The sequence below is a fragment of the Streptomyces sp. NPDC093510 genome (assembly GCF_040683555.1).
Taxonomy (GTDB): domain Bacteria; phylum Actinomycetota; class Actinomycetes; order Streptomycetales; family Streptomycetaceae; genus Streptomyces.
Genome location: NZ_JBFBEE010000024.1, coordinates 37,636 through 55,125, shown reverse-complemented (window position 1 = coordinate 55,125; position 17,490 = coordinate 37,636). Strand labels below are relative to the sequence as shown.

Annotated in this window: 14 protein-coding genes; 7 read left to right on the top strand and 7 right to left on the bottom strand. The window is 71.8% G+C overall.

What is annotated here, in order from left to right:
* Window positions 1-96: 96 nt before the first annotated feature.
* Together AB0N81_RS31940 and AB0N81_RS31935 are read left to right on the top strand one after the other, a co-directional pair.
* On the top strand, window positions 97-465 hold the full coding sequence (locus AB0N81_RS31940; RefSeq protein WP_365364580.1) for a hypothetical protein: 369 nt from the start codon (window positions 97-99) through the stop codon (window positions 463-465).
* A gap of 116 nt (window positions 466-581) precedes the next feature.
* Window positions 582-2,054: an aminopeptidase gene (locus AB0N81_RS31935; protein ID WP_365364468.1), complete on the top strand. Its 1,473-nt coding sequence runs from the start codon at window positions 582-584 to the stop codon at window positions 2,052-2,054.
* Window positions 2,055-2,113: 59 nt separating this feature from the next.
* Here the strand turns inward: AB0N81_RS31935 and AB0N81_RS31930 are convergent, their stop codons facing one another.
* The 5 genes from AB0N81_RS31930 to AB0N81_RS31910 form a co-directional block, all read right to left on the bottom strand.
* A complete protein-coding gene (locus AB0N81_RS31930; protein ID WP_365364578.1) occupies window positions 2,114-2,782 on the bottom strand; it encodes a hypothetical protein in 669 nt (222 codons plus the stop codon).
* A 114-nt stretch (window positions 2,783-2,896) separates the two neighbouring features.
* Window positions 2,897-4,753, bottom strand: coding sequence for a glycoside hydrolase family 3 protein (locus AB0N81_RS31925; protein WP_365364466.1), 1,857 nt, complete (start codon window positions 4,751-4,753; stop codon window positions 2,897-2,899).
* Between the two features lie 713 nt (window positions 4,754-5,466).
* Complete coding sequence (locus AB0N81_RS31920; protein WP_365364464.1) at window positions 5,467-6,267, bottom strand: sugar phosphate isomerase/epimerase family protein; 801 nt, start codon at window positions 6,265-6,267, stop codon at window positions 5,467-5,469.
* Between the two features lie 54 nt (window positions 6,268-6,321).
* Window positions 6,322-7,296: a bifunctional helix-turn-helix transcriptional regulator/GNAT family N-acetyltransferase gene (locus AB0N81_RS31915; protein ID WP_365364462.1), complete on the bottom strand. Its 975-nt coding sequence runs from the start codon at window positions 7,294-7,296 to the stop codon at window positions 6,322-6,324.
* A 96-nt stretch (window positions 7,297-7,392) separates the two neighbouring features.
* A complete protein-coding gene (locus AB0N81_RS31910; RefSeq protein ID WP_365364460.1) occupies window positions 7,393-7,992 on the bottom strand; it encodes a LysE family translocator in 600 nt (199 codons plus the stop codon).
* Between the two features lie 28 nt (window positions 7,993-8,020).
* On the opposite strand from AB0N81_RS31910, the gene AB0N81_RS31905 reads away from it, so the two are divergent.
* Window positions 8,021-9,769: a PLP-dependent aminotransferase family protein gene (locus AB0N81_RS31905; protein ID WP_365364458.1), complete on the top strand. Its 1,749-nt coding sequence runs from the start codon at window positions 8,021-8,023 to the stop codon at window positions 9,767-9,769.
* On the opposite strand, the gene AB0N81_RS31900 is transcribed toward AB0N81_RS31905, so the two are convergent.
* The gene (locus AB0N81_RS31900) at window positions 9,750-10,793 is read right to left on the bottom strand and encodes a LacI family DNA-binding transcriptional regulator (RefSeq protein ID WP_365364456.1); all 1,044 of its coding nucleotides are present in this window, start codon (window positions 10,791-10,793) and stop codon (window positions 9,750-9,752) included. The genes AB0N81_RS31905 and AB0N81_RS31900 overlap by 20 nt on opposite strands.
* A gap of 297 nt (window positions 10,794-11,090) precedes the next feature.
* Here AB0N81_RS31900 and AB0N81_RS31895 point away from each other — a divergent pair, with 297 nt between their 5' ends.
* Genes AB0N81_RS31895 through AB0N81_RS31885 form a run of 3 tightly spaced genes read left to right on the top strand, consistent with a single transcriptional unit; the run spans window position 11,091 to window position 14,256 of the window.
* Window positions 11,091-12,248, top strand: a complete 1,158-nt coding sequence (locus tag AB0N81_RS31895) for a Gfo/Idh/MocA family oxidoreductase (protein WP_365364454.1) — start codon at window positions 11,091-11,093, stop codon at window positions 12,246-12,248.
* The gene (locus tag AB0N81_RS31890) at window positions 12,245-13,414 is read left to right on the top strand and encodes a dihydrodipicolinate synthase family protein (protein WP_365364452.1); all 1,170 of its coding nucleotides are present in this window, start codon (window positions 12,245-12,247) and stop codon (window positions 13,412-13,414) included. Before AB0N81_RS31895 ends, AB0N81_RS31890 begins: the two co-directional genes overlap by 4 nt.
* A complete protein-coding gene (locus AB0N81_RS31885; protein ID WP_365364450.1) occupies window positions 13,411-14,256 on the top strand; it encodes a sugar phosphate isomerase/epimerase family protein in 846 nt (281 codons plus the stop codon). Before AB0N81_RS31890 ends, AB0N81_RS31885 begins: the two co-directional genes overlap by 4 nt.
* A gap of 26 nt (window positions 14,257-14,282) precedes the next feature.
* Here the strand turns inward: AB0N81_RS31885 and AB0N81_RS31880 are convergent, their stop codons facing one another.
* Window positions 14,283-14,807: a DUF937 domain-containing protein gene (locus AB0N81_RS31880; RefSeq protein ID WP_365364448.1), complete on the bottom strand. Its 525-nt coding sequence runs from the start codon at window positions 14,805-14,807 to the stop codon at window positions 14,283-14,285.
* A gap of 274 nt (window positions 14,808-15,081) precedes the next feature.
* Here AB0N81_RS31880 and AB0N81_RS31875 point away from each other — a divergent pair, with 274 nt between their 5' ends.
* The gene (locus tag AB0N81_RS31875; protein WP_365364446.1) at window positions 15,082-17,334 is read left to right on the top strand and encodes an ATP-dependent RecD-like DNA helicase; all 2,253 of its coding nucleotides are present in this window, start codon (window positions 15,082-15,084) and stop codon (window positions 17,332-17,334) included.
* Window positions 17,335-17,490 lie beyond the last annotated feature (156 nt).

The window sequence follows — 17,490 nt, the reverse complement described above, 5'->3', positions numbered from 1 at the left end:
TGAGCTGCGTCCGTACATCAGTACGCTGAGACAGCAGTGGCGGGAGGGGCAACCGTGAGCAGTGAGCGGAGCAGCGGTCGGATACGACGGCGGCGGCTGACGCTCGGCACCGCCGTGCTCGCCGCCGCCGTCCTGCTAGCCCTCGCGGGCCCCGGCACCGCGTCCGCGGAGGCCGTCAACGGCCTCTGCGCAGGACGCAAGGTGCGCACGCTGCCCTTCAGCACCGGCCGTGTCGACGTCTTCAAGACCCGCGGCTACGTCTGCGCCGTGACCTTCGCCAAGAAGACCGGCGCCCGCAAGACGATGTCCGTCAGCGTCCAGGCCCGCGGCAGCCGGCCCGCGCGCGACAAGGGCCGGTACACCCACCACGCGGGCCCGGTGACGGTCCACGCGGGCCACCGCTGCGTGTGGGTGAAGGGGAGGATCGGCGGTCACGGGGTCAGTTCGGGCTGGATCCTCTGCTGAGCGAACTCCGCCGACCGAACTTCGCCGATCGAACTCTGCCGATCGAACCTCCCCTGGTGTGGACCCAGTTGCTCCGTTAGGTTCCGGGGCATTGCTGTGTCGACAGGGGAGGATGCATGCGCAAGACGCTCAGATGGGTGCTGTCACTCGTGGTGCTGATAGGCACGGCGGGTGCGGCCGGAGCGACGACGACCGGGGCGGCCACAGCCGCGGAACCGGCCACAGCTGCCGAAACGGCCACAGCCGCCGAAACGGCCACAGCCGCCGAAACGGCTACGAAAGACATCAAGGACAGGCTGCTCGCCGTACCCGGCATGAGCCTGATCGAGGAGAAGCCGTACCCGGGCTACCGCTTCTTCGTCCTCAACTACACCCAGCCTGTGGACCACCGGCACCCATCCAAGGGCACCTTCAAGCAGCGCCTGACCGTGCTGCACAAGGACACCAGCCGCCCCACGGTCTACTACACCAGCGGCTACAGCGTCTCCACGAACCCGAGCCGCCGCGAGCCGACACAGATCGTCGACGGCAACCAGATCTCCATGGAGTATCGCTTCTTCACGCCCTCGCGCCCCGAGCCGGCCGACTGGACCAAGCTCGACATCTGGCAGGCCGCCACGGACCAGCACCGCATCTACCAGGCGCTCAAGCCGATCTACGGCAAGAAGTGGCTGGCCACGGGCATCTCGAAGGGCGGCATGACCGCCACGTACTACGAGCGCTTCTATCCGCGCGACATGGCGGGAATCGTCTCCTACGTAGCGCCCAATGATGTCGTCGACAAGGAGGACTCGGCCTACGACGAGTTCCTCGCGGGCGTCGGCACCAAGGAGTGCCGCGACAGGATTCAGGCCGTGCAGCGCGAGGCGCTGGTGCGCAGGGAGCCGCTGTCGGCGAAGCTCGCCGCGTACGCCGGGGCGGAGGGCTACACCTTCAAGACCGTCGGCACGCTGGACAAGGCCTTCGAAGCCGTCGTCATGGACCTCGTGTGGGGCTTCTGGCAGTACCAGCCCGCCGCCACCGCCTGCGGGAAGATCCCGGACGCGGCCACCATGACCGACCAGGCCCTCTTCGACTACGTCGACTCCGTGGGCGGCTGGTCCTCCTACTCCGACCAGGGCCTCACCCCCTACACGCCGTACTACTACCAGGCGGGCACCGAACTCGGCGCGCCCACCATCGAGCAGCCCTGGCTCGGCGACCTGAGCCGCTACGGCTACCAGCCGCCGCGGAACTTCGTGCCGCGCGAGATCCCGATGAAGTTCAAGCCGAACGCGATGCGGGACGTCGACCGCTGGGTGCGGCACAACGCACACCGGATGATGTACGTGTACGGAGAGTACGACCCGTACGGCGCCGAGAAGTTCCGCCCCGCGCGCGGCGCCAAGCACGACAGCTACGTCTTCACGGCGCCCGGCGCGAACCACGGGGCCACCGTCTCGCAGCTCGTCGCCGACCAGAAGGCGAAGGCGACGGAGCGCATCCAGACGTGGGCCGGGGTGCCCTCCGACTCCGGCAAGCCGCTGGCCGCGTACGACAAGAAGCTCGACCGGCGTGACGTGCGGAAGGAGCAGACGCTGCGGCCGTAGTACGGCTGTTCGTCCTGCGGGGGCCGACGCGCCGCGTCGGCCCTTTCGCGCGTCCGGCCCTACAGCCGTATCGCGCAGCCCACGGGACGTGTCCCGTCCAGGGTCACGTACAGCCGCGTGGCGGCGGGGCACGCGGCTCGGTCCGTCACCGCCGACGTCACCCGGTACTCGGGGCGCCGCTCGCCCGAGCCGTCGCAGGCGGTCTCGCGCACCTCGCCGGGCCCCGCGCCGTACACGCAGTCCCCGACGACGGTCCGCGGGCCGCCACCGCCACCGGGGTCGCCCGGATGCGGTGGCTCCAGATTCCGCATGCAGGCGTAGCCCCGCGGGATCTCGCCGTCGCCGTCCTCGTCGACGGCCGGCCTGCTCTCGCTGATGTGCAGCACGAAGTCCGTGCGCGGCGGGCACGCGGGGCCCTGCCGCACCGTCCCGTCGTAGCGCGCGACGACCCGCGCGACCGCCCGTTCACTCGTGCACGAGACCTCCGTGGACGTCTCGCGGCCCCTTGAACTGCACTCGTCCACGGCGAGGAACACGGGGGCGGTGGCGGAGGCGGTGGGGGTGGGGGCGGAGCCGGTGGTGCGGGAGGTGGCCAGATCTGAGCCGCCGGACTTCTGACAACCGGTCAGTGCGGTCAGGACGGCCAGCGCGATCAGTGCGGTCAGGATGGCCAGCGCGGTCAGTGCCGTCGCCGCGGCGAACAGCGGTGTGCGGACGCAGGCAACCATGGTCATCCCCCCGATACGCGCACCCCAGCGTGGCCCGCCGAAGCGGGCGCACGCCAGGCACGCGGGGGGCTTTCGGCCGTTTGGGGGTGGCGGGCGGGCGGTGCGGCGTACGGCTCAGTACGTCAGGCCGTAACCGATCGGGTACAGCACCTGCGCCGGGTCGTCCGCCCTCCGCACCGGCACGGGCAGCCGGCCCTGGGGCGCGGCCCGGCCCGCGATCACCCGGGCGGCGGCGCGCAGTTCGACGTCCGTCCAGGAGTACGAGGCGAGGGCGGCGTCGACGGGGGGCAGGTGGGCGATGTCGTACGGGTTGCGGATCGCGAGGGTGATGACGGGGAGACCGGTGGCCTTGAGCGCCGCGACGAGGGTGGCCTGGCTGGTGTCGTCGGGGTGGTCTGTCGCCCGGTGTGCGCGGGCGTGGGTCTCGTTCAGGGTCGTGTTCGCCGCCTGGGTGTTGTCTCTCGTGGTGGCGTGCGTGGTGACGTTGTACGTCGCCACGAGGACGGCGTCCTGGCCTCCCTGTGCCGCCGCCACGGCCTTCTCGATCGCTGCCTCGTCGGGGGCGGTGCCGGTGGGGAGGGGCGTGGCCCGGAAGCCGAGGGCGTCGAGGGCGTCCGCGAGGACCGTGGTCGGCGGGCCCGTGGTGCCGGACGGCGAACGGGGGTCGGCGCCGACCACCAGGATGTTGGGGCGGGTGGCGGGCGACAGGGGGAGGAGCCCGTCGGTGTTGACCAGGAGGGTCGTGGTGGCTTCGGCGATGCGGTCGGCTGCGGCGAGGTGGGCGGGGGTGCCGACGGTGTGGGGAGCGGTGGTGGTGTGGGGAGCGGTGGTGGTGCGGGGTGTGGGGGTGGGGGATGTGGGGTCCTCATTCAGGAGGCCCACCCTCGCCTTCATGCGGAGTACCCGCAGGACAGACTCGTCGATGCGGTCCTCAGTCAGCTCGCCGGTCCTGACCGCATCGAGCACCGCGTGCCACGCGACGTCCGGGCGCGGGGGGTTCAGGAGCTGGTCGGCCCCCGCCTTGAGGGCGAGGACGGCCACCCGGTCGTCGCCGTACTTCGTGCGGACGCCGCGCATCGCGAGCGAGTCCGTGGCGATCACGCCGTCGAAGCCGAGCTCCTCGCGGAGGACGCCGGTCAGGATCGGGTGGGAGAGCGTCGCCGGGTCGCCCGACGGGTCGAGGGCGGGCACCACGATGTGCGCCGTCATGACGGAGTCGACGCCCGCGGCGATCGCCGCGCGGAAGGGCGGTGCGTCGTAGCGGTCCCACTCCTCGCGGGTGTGGTGGATGTGCGGCAGCTCGGTGTGGCTGTCGTCCGTCGTGTCACCGTGACCGGGGAAGTGCTTGGCGGCCGTCGCGATGCCCGCGCTCCGATAGCCCTCGATCTGCGCGGCCACGAAGCCGGCGACCGCGTCGGGGTCGGCGCCGAAGGAACGTACGCCGATGACCGGGTTGGCCGGGTCCACGTTCACGTCGGCGTCGGGGGCGTGGTCCTGGCGGATGCCGAGGGCGTGGAGCTCGGCGCCCGCGATGCGGGCGGCTTCGCGGGCGTGGTCGTGCGAGCCGGACGCGCCTAGGGCCATCGCGCCGGGGAGGAGGGTGGCGGGGGCGCCGATGCGGGCCACGGCGCCGTGTTCCTGGTCGACGGAGATGAGGACGGGGATGGTCGGCGCTGCCCTCTGGATGCCGTCGGAGAGCTCGGCGATCTGGTGGGGGTCGCGGGTGTTGTGGGCCCAGCCGAAGTAGATGATGCCGCCGAGGCGGTAGCGGGCGATCAGCTCGGCGGCGTCGCGTACGCCGAGTTCCCGGCGGTTCGTGTCGATGTCGGCCTGGTCGGGGGCGGTCGCGGAGTGGCCGTACACGTGCATCACGAAGAGCTGGCCGACCTTGTCCTCCAGGGGCATGGTGCGGATGAGGGCGCGGAGCCTGTCGTCGTGGGCGGGGTTGTCGGGGTTGCCGGGGTGGGGCACGTGGGCTCCTGCGGGCCGGAGGAAACTTTCAGGGGTTACGGATATCCCGAAGATTTCTGCCGGTCAAGGGAGGGGTGAAGGGAGGGGCGCGGGGGTGTGGGGCCGTCACCGGCGCTGTTTGGAGGGGGGCGCACCGGTGACGGCGGGCTGCCGGCCGCAGGCGGCGGAGAGGGTGGTCAGCGTTCGCAGCCAGCAGCGATGCCGACACCGCCTTGCGGGGACTCATCGGCAGCGTGCCGGTTGGACGGTTGGGGCGCGTCCGGGGTTCCCGACTGGGCCCCGAATCCCGGAAGTCGGGGTGGGCGGGGCGGGTGGGGCGCGCGTGACCGTTACTGTGCCTCGCCTGCTGTTGCGTTGTGGGGCGGGGCCGTGGGGGTATGTACGTACTCGCTATCCCTGCGTCGCGCCTCAAGTCCAAAGACGCCACAGTTCGCTCGGTGCTCCGTGCGCACATACCCCCACGTCCCCTCGGGAGCGCGTGCGCCTGCGGCCCGGTGGAGGGCCACCCCTCTACTGCTCCTACCCCTGCAGGGCGTCGCGGGGGACACCCCACCCACCCGCTCCTACTCCCGCGGGACGTCGCGGGGCGCACGGGTGGGTGGGTGGGATACATCCGCCGCGAAGCGGCGGGCTTGGCGCCCCTACCCAGGCGGGGTGTCGCGGGGAGCGCCCCACCACCCGCCCCTACTCCCCCGGGGCGGCAACAGGTGGGGTCAGGGGGAGGGGGTGGTCAGGTGGGAGAGCAGGGTGTGGGCCGGGCCCAGGAGCGTGGGGAGGGGGGTTGCGGCCTCGTACCAGCGCTTCTCGTATTCCCAGCACAGCCAGCCGTCCCAGCCCCCGGCACCGAGCAGCGCCACACACTCGGCGAGCGGCAGGGCGCCGGCGCCCAGGGGGAGCGGGGTCGTGTCGTCCCGTGAGGCGATGTCCTTCACCTGGATGTAGCCGAGGTAGGGGGAGAGCGCGGCGAACGTGTCGGTGACGGATTCGCCGCCGAGCCACGTGTGCATGAGGTCCCACAGCGCGCCGACCTGGCGGTGCCCGACGGTGCCGAGGATGCGGGTGGCGTCGGCGCCCGTGCGGTGGGAGTCGTGGGTCTCCAGGAGGATGCGTACGCCCGCGTCGGCGGCGTACCGCGCGGCCGTGCCGAGCCGCCTCGCGGCCGTCGCGTCGGCCTCGTCCGCGCTCTGTTCGGTGCCTCCGCCGGGGAAGACGCGGACGAAGGGGGCGCCCAGGTCGCGGGCGAGGGCGACGAGGGAACGTATCTCGGCGAGGACGGGCTCGTCGTCGCCGGGCGCCGCCACGCGCGCGTACCCGGCGATTCCGAGGATCTCCACGCCGGCCGCCTTGAACTCGGCTGCCACGTCGGCCCGTTCGACGAGCCCGAGCCCCGGGTGCACCGGCTCCTCGGGGTGCGCGCGGAGCTCGACGCCGTGGTAGCCGTGGTCCGTGGCGAGCCGCAGGACGTCGGGGACGGGCAGGCCGGGCACGCCGAGGGTGGAGAAGGCGAATTTCATGGTCCCGACAGTAGGCGGCGTGCGGGCGCGGTCAACCCCGCCGCGGCGGTCGGGTCACGCGGGCCGCCCGTGCAGCGGAAGCAGCCAGTCCTGGCCGACGAGGTCGACGCCGAAGGAGCGGTGCGGCTTCTCGGCGACGAGGGCGAAGCCGTGCCGCAGGTAGATCCCGCGGGCCGATTCCAGTACGTCGTTGGTCCAGAGGGCGAGGTCGCGGTAGCCGGCGCCCCGCGCGAACTGGACGCAGGCGTCGACCAGTTGGTCTCCGATGCCCAGGCCCCGCGCGTCGGGTTCGACGAGCAGGAGGCGCAGCCGCGCCGTCCCCGGTGCCTCGTCCCGTACGCACATCACGCACCCCACGGGCCGCCCGTCGAGCTCGGCGATCCACACGCGTTCCAGGTGCGGGTCGTGGTCCTGGGCGAAGTCGGCGACGATGCGGGCGACGAGGCCCTCGTAGTCGGTGTTCCAGCCGAACTCCGCCGCGTAGACGGCGGCGTTGCGCTGGACGATCCAGCCGAGGTCCCCCGGCCCCGGGTCCCGGAGAAGGGCGTCTTCGCGCTTGTGCCGGGAGCCGGGGCGTCCGCGGCCGGTCCCGAGGATCTCGCGCACCGTGCGCATGGCCGCCGCGAGCCGGGCCCGGTCCGGGGCGGGCACCTCGGAGAGCAGCGATCCGACGGTTTCCCGCGACCGCTCTTCGAGCAGCTCCGCGGCGTCGCGCCCGCGCGCGGTCAGCGTGATGCGCTGACGCCGCGGATCGGTCGCCGAGGGCGCACGCTCGACCAGGCCGTCCCGCTCGAACTTGGCGAGCAGGCGGCTCAGGTAACCGGCGTCGAGGGAGAGTTCGGCGCGCAGGTCGGCGGCGTCCGTGCGGGCCGCGTGCGCCAGTTCGTACAGGACGCGGGACTCGGTGAGGGTGTACGGGACGTACAGGTGGCGGCTGTAGTCGAGCGCGCCGATGAGGTTCGTGTAGAAGCGGTTGAAGGCGCGCATCTCGTGGACGGGCGCGCGGGAGGCCGTGGGCAGCTTCGTCATGGCAGATCACTCCGCGGGTACCTTTGACTGAGTCAACGGTACCCGCGGAGGAGCGGTGTGCGGAAGCCTCCGCGCCGGGGGACCCGGACACTCTTCTCAGAGGAACGCCAGACGCGCTCCCAGTGCCGCGAACGCGACAGCGAAGGTGCGGCGGAGCCAACTCACCACGTGGGGGCGTGAGATGACGTGGCTGCGCATGGCCGCGGCGAACCGGCCGTACACGGCGAAGACCACGAACGTGATCAGCATGAAGTAGGCGCTCAGCTCCGTCATGCGGAGGAAGGCGTACGGCTCGTCGGTGCTCACGAACTGCGGCAGGAACGCGAAGAAGAACAGCGTCAGCTTCGGGTTGAGGATGTTGATGAGCACACCCGTCAGGATCGTGCGGCCCGCCGAACGCGGCTCGCTCTCCTGTTCCGCGGTGAGGTCGCTCTTGTCGCGCAGCGTGCTCCACGCCATGTACAGCAGGTAGGCCACACCCAGGTACTTGAGCGTCTGGAAGGCGACGGCGCTGGTGTTCAGGAGCGCCGCGAGACCGGTGATCGCGGCCACCATGTGCGGGACGACGCCCAGCGTGCAGCCGACGGCCGCGATCACCGCGGCGCGGGTGCCGCGCGAGAGGCCGGCCGCGATGGTGAACAGGGCGCCGGTGCCGGGCGTCACGCAGACGACGAGGGAGGTGAGCAGAAATTCCATGCCTTGACCCTGGCGCCACAATGGCTCCATGAACAGGTCCATTGGATCTCGGCTCGACAGGTCCATAAGTGGGAGTGGGAGTGGGAGTGGGGGTGGGGGTGAGGGTGGAGGTGGGGGTGCTGCCGTGGACTTTCTTCAGTTGGATGTCTGTGACGCCCCCAGGGGCGGGCTCTCCGAATGGCTGGCGCGGCAGATCCGGAGCGCCATCGCCGACGGCCGCCTCGCCGTCGGGAGCAGGCTCCCCGCCACACGTACGCTCGCCGGTGACCTCCGCGTGTCGCGCGGCGTCGTCACGGAGGCCTACCGGCGGCTGACGGAGGACGGCCACGTCGCGGGCCGCGGCCGGGCCGGCACGGTCGTCGTGGCCGTCCCGCACGTCGCGAAGCCTGCCGCGCCACGCATCCCGGCAGCCGCGCTCCACGCTTCGGCCGCCGCCCCGCGAACTGCGTCAACGGTCGTGCGGGAGAAGGACCGTGGCGGCAGCAGTGCAGCCGCCCTTCCCGGCCTCTTCACCGCCCCTCCCGACCTCGGCGTCTTCGACGCCATCCGGTCCGCGCCCGCCCGCATCGACCTGTCACCCGGGCTGCCCGACCTCGCCGCCTTCCCGCGCGCGGCCTGGCTGCGCGCCGAGCGCTCCGTGCTCGCCGGGCTCTCGCCTTCGGACTTCGGGTACGGGGACCCCCGCGGCACCCCGGCCCTGCGCACCGCGGTCGCGCACTGGCTCTCCCGATACCGAGGAATCCCCGCCGACCCGGACGACGTGATGATCGTCAACGGCACCGCCCAGGCGCTGCGTCTGCTCGTCGACGTCCTGCGCGCCGACGGGATCTCCGAGGTGGCGGTGGAGGAGCCGGGGTCGCTCGGCGTACGCCAGCACCTGAGGCCGCTCGGCACTCCGCCCGTCCCGGTCGACGCCCACGGCATCCGCGTGGACGCGCTGCGCGCCACCGGGGCGCCGGCCGTACTGCTCACCCCCGCCCACCAGTTCCCCACCGGCGTCGTCCTCGGCGGCGAGCGGCGCCGTGAGCTGATGGACTGGGCCCGCGACGGCGGCCTCGTCATCGAGGACGACTACGACGCCGAACACCGTTACGACCGGCCCGCCGTCCCCGCCCTGCGCGCACTGCTCCCCGAACACGTCTGTTACGCGGGCAGCGTCTCCAAGCTGCTCGCGCCCGCACTGCGCCTGGGCTGGCTGCTCGCCCCGGCCGCGTACCGGGACGCGCTCGTGGACGCCAAACGCCTCATCGACCTCGGCAGCGCGGCGCTGCCCCAACTCGTCCTCGCCGACCTCATGGAGTCGGGCGGCCTGGAGCGCCACCTCCGTCTCATCCGCAAACACCACCGCAGACGCAGGGACGCGATGATCGCGGCGATCCGGGAGCACCTGCCGGGGGCGGTCGTGCACGGCGCCGCGGCGGGCCTGCACTTGATGATCACCTTTGGGGCGGAGGAGCGGGCGGCCGGCCAGGAGGGCGCCGAGGACGCCAAGGACGCCGTGTTGGCCGACGCGGCCCTCGCTCACGGAGTCAAGGTCCATCCCTTGTCGTGGCACACCCAACGGCCGCACCCGCCAGGGATCGTCCTCGGCTACGCGGCAAGCGGCACCGCGGAGATCGCGGAAGGGGTGGCAGTGCTGGGGCGGCTGGTGCAGGCCCTCAGCCCACACCGTGCCGCCGACACCGACACCGACACCGGCACTGGCACTGGCACTGGCACCGGCACTGGCACCGGCAACGCGCCCCGCCTTCAGCTCTCTAGCGAGGCCCTGCCGTAGACCCCCGCACCATCAGTTCGCCGTGGACCGTCGCCACGCCGCCCGGCGGGGGCTTCTCCTTGTTCATGGCGATGCGGCCGGCGCGGGCGCCCGCCTCGTGCAGGGGGAGGCGGACCGTCGTCAGGGCGGGGACGGCGTCGACGCTGAAGGGGAGGTCGTCGAAGCCCGCCACCGAGACGTCGTCCGGGATGCGCAGGCCCTTGTCGCGCAGGGCCGCGCAGGCGCCGAGCGCCACCGTGTCGTTGGCGGCCACGACGGCCGTCAGGTCGGGGGCGCGGCGCAGGAGTTCGTCCGTGGCGTCGTACCCGGAGCGCCGGTCGTAGGGGCCGTGGACCGTCAGTGCGGGGTTGTCCTCGATGCCCCGTGCGGCGAGGGCGGCACGGTGGCCCTCCAGGCGGTGCCGGGTGGTCGTGCGCTCCTCCGGGCCCGCGATGTACCCGACGCGGCGGTGTCCGAGGCTCAGCAGGTGTTCCGTCAGCTGCTGGCCGCCGCCGCGGTTGTCGAAGGTGAGCGCCACCGCGTCGGTGTCCGGCGAGGGCGGCCGCCCGCAGAGCACCACCCGCGTGCCCGCTTCCGCGAGGCGCCTCAGCTTCCCGGCGATCGCTGCGGCGTGCTCGGTGTCCTCGATCGCGCCACCGGTGAGGATCACGGCGGCGGCGCGTTGGCGCTGAAGGAGCGTGAGGTAGGTGAGTTCGCGCTCCGGGGAGCCGCCGGTGTTGCAGACGACGGCCATGTGCTCGCCGCCCGCCCGTCCGCCGGGCCCGCCGATCTCGGACTGCACGGCACCCGCCATGATCCCGAAGAAGGGGTCGGCGATGTCGTTGACGAGGATGCCGACCAGGTCGGAGGTGGCCGCGGCGAGCGCGCTCGCGGGGCCGTTCAGGACGTAGTCGAGGTCGTCCACGGCGCGCAGGACGCGTTCGCGCGTGGCGGCCGCCACGGGGTAATTGCCGTTCAGCACGCGGGAGACGGTCGCGGGGGAGACCTGCGCGCGGGCCGCCACATCCGCCAGGGTCACGGTCACGTCCTCATCCTCCGGTCACCCATCACGTAGTCCTCCGGTCACCCATCACGTACTCCTCCGAGCACCCATCATGCAGTCCTCCGGTCGAGCACCACGTAGTCCTGCGGTCGCACGTCACGCCGCCCTCCGAACGAGCACCACGTAGTCCTGCGGTCGCACGTCACGCCGCCCTCCGGGTCACCCGTTCGTCCTGGCCCCGTCACCGCTCTCCACCGGAGCCCTTGTCCGAACCTTGTCCGGCAGGCTAGCTTGCCCTTGGATAGAAAGCGCTTGCTACGCTCCTACGGAGGGACTTTCGTGACACGCAAGACGGTGCGCATCGCCATGAACGGCGTCACCGGACGCATGGGCCACCGCCAGCACCTGGTCCGCTCGATCCTCGCCCTCCGCGAGCAGGGCGGCCTCGATCTGGGCGACGGCACCGTGCTGTGGCCCGAGCCCGTCCTGGTCGGCCGCAGGGAGCACGCGCTGCGCGCACTCGCCGCTCAGCACGGCCTGGAGCACTTCTCGACCGACCTAGACGCGGTCCTCGCCGACCCGACCGTCGACATCTACTTCGACGCGCAGGTCACCTCCGCGCGCGAGGACGCCATCAAGCGGGCCATCGCCGCGGGCAAGCACGTCTACACCGAGAAGCCGAGCGCCACCGGGCTCGACGCGGCCCTCGGGCTCGCCCGCCTCGCGGAGGACGCCGGCATCAAGCACGGCGTCGTCCAGGACAAGCTCTTTCTGCCGGGGCTGCTGAAGCTGAAGCGGCTCATCGACGGGGGGTTCTTCGGCCGCGTCCTGTCCGTCCGCGGCGAGTTCGGCTACTGGGTCTTCGAGGGCGACTGGCAGCCCGCCCAGCGCCCCTCCTGGAACTACCGTGCCGAGGACGGCGGCGGCATCGTCGTCGACATGTTCCCGCACTGGGAGTACGTCCTGCACGAGCTGTTCGGCCGCGTCCGCACCGTCCAGGCGCTCACCGCCACGCACGTCCCGCAGCGCTGGGACGAGCGCGACAAGCCCTACGCCGCCACCGCCGACGACGCCGCGTACGGCATCTTCGAGCTGGACGGCGGCGCCGTCGCACAGATCAACTCCTCCTGGGCGGTGCGCGTCAACCGCGACGAGCTCGTGGAGTTCCAGGTCGACGGGACCGAGGGGTCCGCGGTCGCTGGCCTGCGCAACTGCCGCGTGCAGCACCGCAGTACGACACCGAAGCCCGTCTGGAACCCGGACCTGCCCGTCACCCACTCCTTCCGCGACCAGTGGCAGGAAGTGCCCGACAACCAGGACGACGGGTTCGACAACGGCTTCAAGGCACAGTGGGAGCTCTTCCTTCGGCACGTCTACGCGGACGCGCCCTACCACTGGGACCTCCTCGCGGGCGCGCGCGGCGTGCAGCTCGCCGAACTGGGCCTGAAGTCCTCCGCCGAGGGCCGCCGCATCGACGTCCCGGAGATCGCGCTGTGAGCGGGCCCCGACGGGTGCTGCTGCCGGACGCGGGAGGCGGCACGCGCGCGTACATCCCGCGCGACGAGCTGCCGCGTACGACCGCAGGCGGACCTCCGCTCACCTCCCGTACCGTCTTCTCGGCCGCGCACGTGGTCGCCGACCCCTACGCGGACGTGGCGCCGGACGGCCCCGCCGCCGTCGACTGGGACGCCACGCTCGCCTTCCGCCGCCACCTCTGGTCGCACGGCCTGGGCGTCGCGGAGGCCATGGACACCGCCCAGCGCGGCATGGGCCTGGACTGGGCGGGAGCGGCCGAGCTGATCCGCCGCTCGGCCGCCGAGGCGAAGGCCGTCGGCGGACGGATCGCGTGCGGGGTGGGGACCGATCAACTGGACCTGCCCGCCTCGCTTCCGGACGTCAGGGACGCGTACGAGGAGCAACTCGCCCTCGTCGAGTCGGTCGGCGCCCAGCCGATCCTGATGGCGTCACGGGCCCTCGCCGCCGCGGCCACGTCGCCGGGCGACTACCTGGAGACGTACGGCCACCTCCTGCGCCAGGCCACCGAGCCGGTGATCCTGCACTGGCTCGGCCCGATGTTCGACCCGGCCCTGGAGGGCTACTGGGGCTCGGCCGACCTGGACACGGCCACGGACACCTTCCTGGAAGTGATCGTTTCCCACCCGGACAAGGTCGACGGCATCAAGGTCTCGCTCCTGGACGCCGACCGCGAGATCGCCCTGCGCCGCCGCCTGCCCGACGGAGTGCGCTGTTACACCGGCGACGACTTCAACTACCCCGAGCTGATCGCCGGTGACGACCACGGCTTCAGCCACGCCCTGCTCGGCATCTTCGACCCGCTGGGGCCCCTCGCCGCGGAGGCCGTGCGGGTCCTGGACACCGGCGACGTGAAGCGCTTCCGTGCACTCCTCGACCCCACGGTGGAGCTGTCCAGGCACCTCTTCCAGGCGCCGACCCGCTACTACAAAACCGGTGTCGTCCTGCTGGCCTGGCTGGCCGGACACCAGACGCACTTCACCATGGTCGGCGGCCTGCAGTCGGCCCGCTCGCTGCCGCACCTGGCCCGCGCCTACGAACTCGCCGACGGACTCGGCCTGTTCCCCGTCCCGGATCTCGCCGCCGCCCGCATGCGATCCCTGCTCACCGTCCACGGAGTCCCGCAATGAGCCCCGAGCCCGCCCCCGTGCCGCTGTCCCGGCTGAGTGTCAACCAGGAGACCATCAAGCAGTGGTCGCTCCCCGAACTCGCCGAGGGCTGCGCCAAGGAGGGCATCCCGGCGGTCGGCCTGTGGCGTGCGCCCGTCCAGAAGTACGGGGTCGAGCGCACCGCCCGCCTGATGCGGGACACCGGGCTCACGGTGACGAGCCTGTGCCGTGGCGGGTTCTTCACGGACATCGAGGGGGCGCCGCGCGCGCGTGCCCTCGACGACAACCGCGAGGCCGTCGACGAGGCGGCGGCCCTCGGCACGGACACCCTGGTCCTGGTCTCGGGCGGTCTGCCGCCCGGCAGCAAGGACCTGTCCGGCGCGCGCGAGCGCATCGCGGACGCGCTCGCCGTCCTCGGGCCCTACGCCGAGGAGCGGGGCGTGCGCCTCGCCATCGAGCCGCTGCACCCGATGTTCGCCTCGGACCGCTGTGTGGTCTCCACCCTCGGCCAGGCCCTGGACATCGCGGAACGCTTCCCCGCGCAGCAGGTCGGCGTGGTCGTGGACACGTACCACGTCTGGTGGGACGACCAGGCGCCCGCGCAGATCGCACGCGCGGGGGCGGGCGGCCGTCTGGCCGCCTTCCAACTGGCCGACTGGATCACGCCGTTGCCCGCGGGCGTACTGCTGGGGCGCGGACAACTCGGGGACGGCAGCGTCGACTTCAGGGCGTTCCGCGACCTCGTCGACGCCGCCGGGTACCGCGGCCCGATCGAGGTGGAGATCTTCAACGAGGAGTTGTGGGCGCGCGACGGCGGCGAGGTGCTGAGAGAGACGGCGGAACGCTTCCGAGCGCACGCGTGAGCCGTGCCGGGTGATTCTCCGGGGGGCTACTTCCTGCCGCCCAGGATCTGGCCCAGCAGATCGCCGAGACCGCCGCCGGAGGAGGGTGCGGAGCCGTTCGGGGCGCCACCGCCGGGCGCCTTGGTCCGCGCCGCCCTCTTGGAGAGCACCGCGAGCACCACGGGGATGAGCATCTCGATCACGCGCGTGACGGTCGCGACGGGGATGCCGGTCTTCTTGGAGACCGCGTTCGCCACCGGCCTGCTCATCTTCGCGAGCATGCCGGACATCATCCCGCCCCCGGCGAGACCACCGAGGCCACCGAGGGTGGCCACCCCCTCCAAGGACGGATCGGCGGGCCCGGCCTCGTCGAGGGCCTGCCGCACCTCGTCCGCCTCGGCGGGGTCGGCGGCCTTGTCCTGGATGTCTCCGGAGAGTGCGGACACCGTGGTGCCCACGACGTCCTGGGCGCCGGACGCGTCCGTGCCGAGCAGTCCGGCGATCTCCTGGAGCCTGTCGTCGCCGAGCTCGTCCAGCACGTCCTGCTCGAAGGACCGGGAATCATCAGTCATGCGTCAAACGCTACGTCTGCCCTGCTTTGTCAGCACCTGGAGCCGGAAAAATTTATCGGCAACTCCGTGCAACCCTTCGGGCACGAGGTGTGTCGTATATGGCGTCAGGGCTTTTGAGGGGGGAACCAGGATCTGGGGGGATCCGGGGGATCCGGGGGGATCGCGAGTTCTGACAGGGGAGGGAAACCCGAAGGGGTCTGGCTGGGAGGCCAGGCCCCTTCGAAGTTGTCCACAGGCCCGCCGCGTTGTCGGTGCCGGGCGGTAGCGTCGGATCATGTCGAGTCCAGCTGTAGCGATGGCGGTGCTCGAGGGGGTCCTCGAGCGCATCACGTACGCCAATGAGGAGACCGGGTACACGGTCGCGCGTGTCGACACCGGCCGTGGCGCCGGTGACCTGCTCACCGTCGTCGGCGCGCTGCTCGGCGCACAGGTCGGCGAGTCCCTGCGGATGCAGGGCCGCTGGGGCTCCCATCCGCAGTACGGCAAGCAGTTCACGGTCGAGAACTACACGACGGTGCTGCCCGCCACCGTCCAGGGCATCCGCCGCTATCTCGGCTCCGGCCTCATCAAGGGCATCGGGCCCGTGATGGCCGACCGCATCACCACCCACTTCGGCGTCGACACCCTCGACATCATCGAGACCGAGCCGAAGCGGCTCGTGGAGGTGCCGGGCCTCGGCCCCAAGCGGACCAAGATGATCGCCGCCGCCTGGGAGGAGCAGAAGGCCATCAAGGAGGTCATGGTCTTCCTCCAAGGAGTGGGGGTCTCCACCTCCATCGCCGTGCGCATCTACAAGAAGTACGGGGACGCGTCGATCTCCGTGGTGAAGAACGAGCCCTATCGTCTCGCCGCCGACGTCTGGGGCATCGGCTTCCTCACCGCCGACCGCATCGCCCAGGCCGTCGGCATCCCGCACGACAGCCCGGAGCGCGTCAAGGCCGGTCTCCAGTACGCACTTTCGCAATCCACCGACCAGGGCAACTGCTATCTGCCCGAGGAGCGCCTCATCGCGGACTCGGTGAAGCTGCTCCAGGTCGACACCGGCCTCGTCATCGACTGCCTCGCCGAGCTGGCGGGGGAGGAGGAGGGCGTCGTCCGCGAGTCCCTGCCCGACCCGGACGGCGGCGACGACATCACGGCCGTCTACCTCGTCCCCTTCCACCGCGCCGAACTGTCCCTCGCGGGGCAGCTGTCGCGGCTCCTGAAGACCGATGAGGACCGCATGCCCGCCTTCCGGGACGTCGCGTGGGACAAGGCCCTCGCCTGGCTCGCGGGCCGCACCGGGGCCGAGCTCGCACCCGAGCAGGAGGAGGCGGTCCGGCTCGCGCTGACCCAGAAGGTCGCCGTCCTGACCGGCGGACCCGGCTGCGGCAAGTCCTTCACGGTCCGCTCCGTCGTCGAGCTGGCCCGCGCCAAGAAGGCCAAGGTCGTCCTCGCCGCCCCCACCGGCCGCGCCGCCAAGCGCCTCGCCGAGCTCACCGGCGCGGAGGCCTCCACCGTCCACCGCCTCCTGGAACTGCGGCCCGGCGGCGACGCGGCGTACGACAAGGAGCGGCCGCTCGACGCCGACCTCGTCGTCGTCGACGAAGCCTCGATGCTCGACCTGCTGCTCGCCAACAAACTGGTGAAGGCCGTGCCGCCCGGCGCCCACCTGCTCTTCGTGGGCGACGTCGACCAGTTGCCCAGCGTCGGCGCCGGGGAGGTGCTGCGCGACATGCTCAGCGACGGCAGCCCGATCCCCGCCGTCCGCCTCACCCGCATCTTCCGCCAGGCCCAGGAGTCGGGCGTCGTCACCAACGCCCACCGCATCAACTCCGGCGTCCCGCCCATCACCCAGGGCATGAAGGACTTCTTCCTCTTCGTCGAGGAGGAGACCGAGGACGCGGGCCGCGTGACGGTGGACGTCGCCGCGCACCGCATCCCGAAGAAGTTCGGCCTCGATCCGCGCCGCGACGTGCAGGTGCTCGCCCCGATGCACCGCGGCCCGGCCGGCGCGGGAAACCTCAACGGCCTCCTCCAGCAGGCCATCACCCCCGCCAGGCCCGACCTGCCGGAGAAGCGGTTCGGCGGCCGGGTGTTCCGCGTCGGCGACAAGGTCACCCAGATCCGCAACAACTACGAGAAGGGGCAGAACGGCGTCTTCAACGGCACGGTGGGCGTCGTCACCGCCCTCGACACCGACGAGCAGCGGCTCACCGTCCGCACGGACGAGGACGAGGAAATCCCGTACGACTTCGACGAACTGGACGAGCTCGCGCATGCCTACGCCGTGACGATCCACCGCTCCCAGGGCAGCGAGTATCCGGCCGTGGTGATCCCGGTCACCACCGGCGCGTGGATGATGCTCCAGCGGAACCTGCTCTACACCGCCGTGACACGCGCCAAGAGGCTGGTCGTCCTGGTCGGTTCGCGCAAGGCTCTGGGTCAGGCAGTGCGCACGGTCTCCGCGGGCAGGCGCTGTACGGCCCTGGATTTCCGGCTTTCCGGGCGTCCGGAGCGCCGCGGAAGAGGCCCTGGAACTTTTTGATCGATCAAACGAGTAGGAAACCTCACACAGCACTTCCGGAACCGGGGCGAAGGGGGCAGGATGAGCAGGTTGGCGGCACTGAGTGCCGCCAATAGGCCCAATGGTCGACCCCGAGTGCACTCTCCAGGGCCAAATGGGGGATGGTAGAGACAGTCA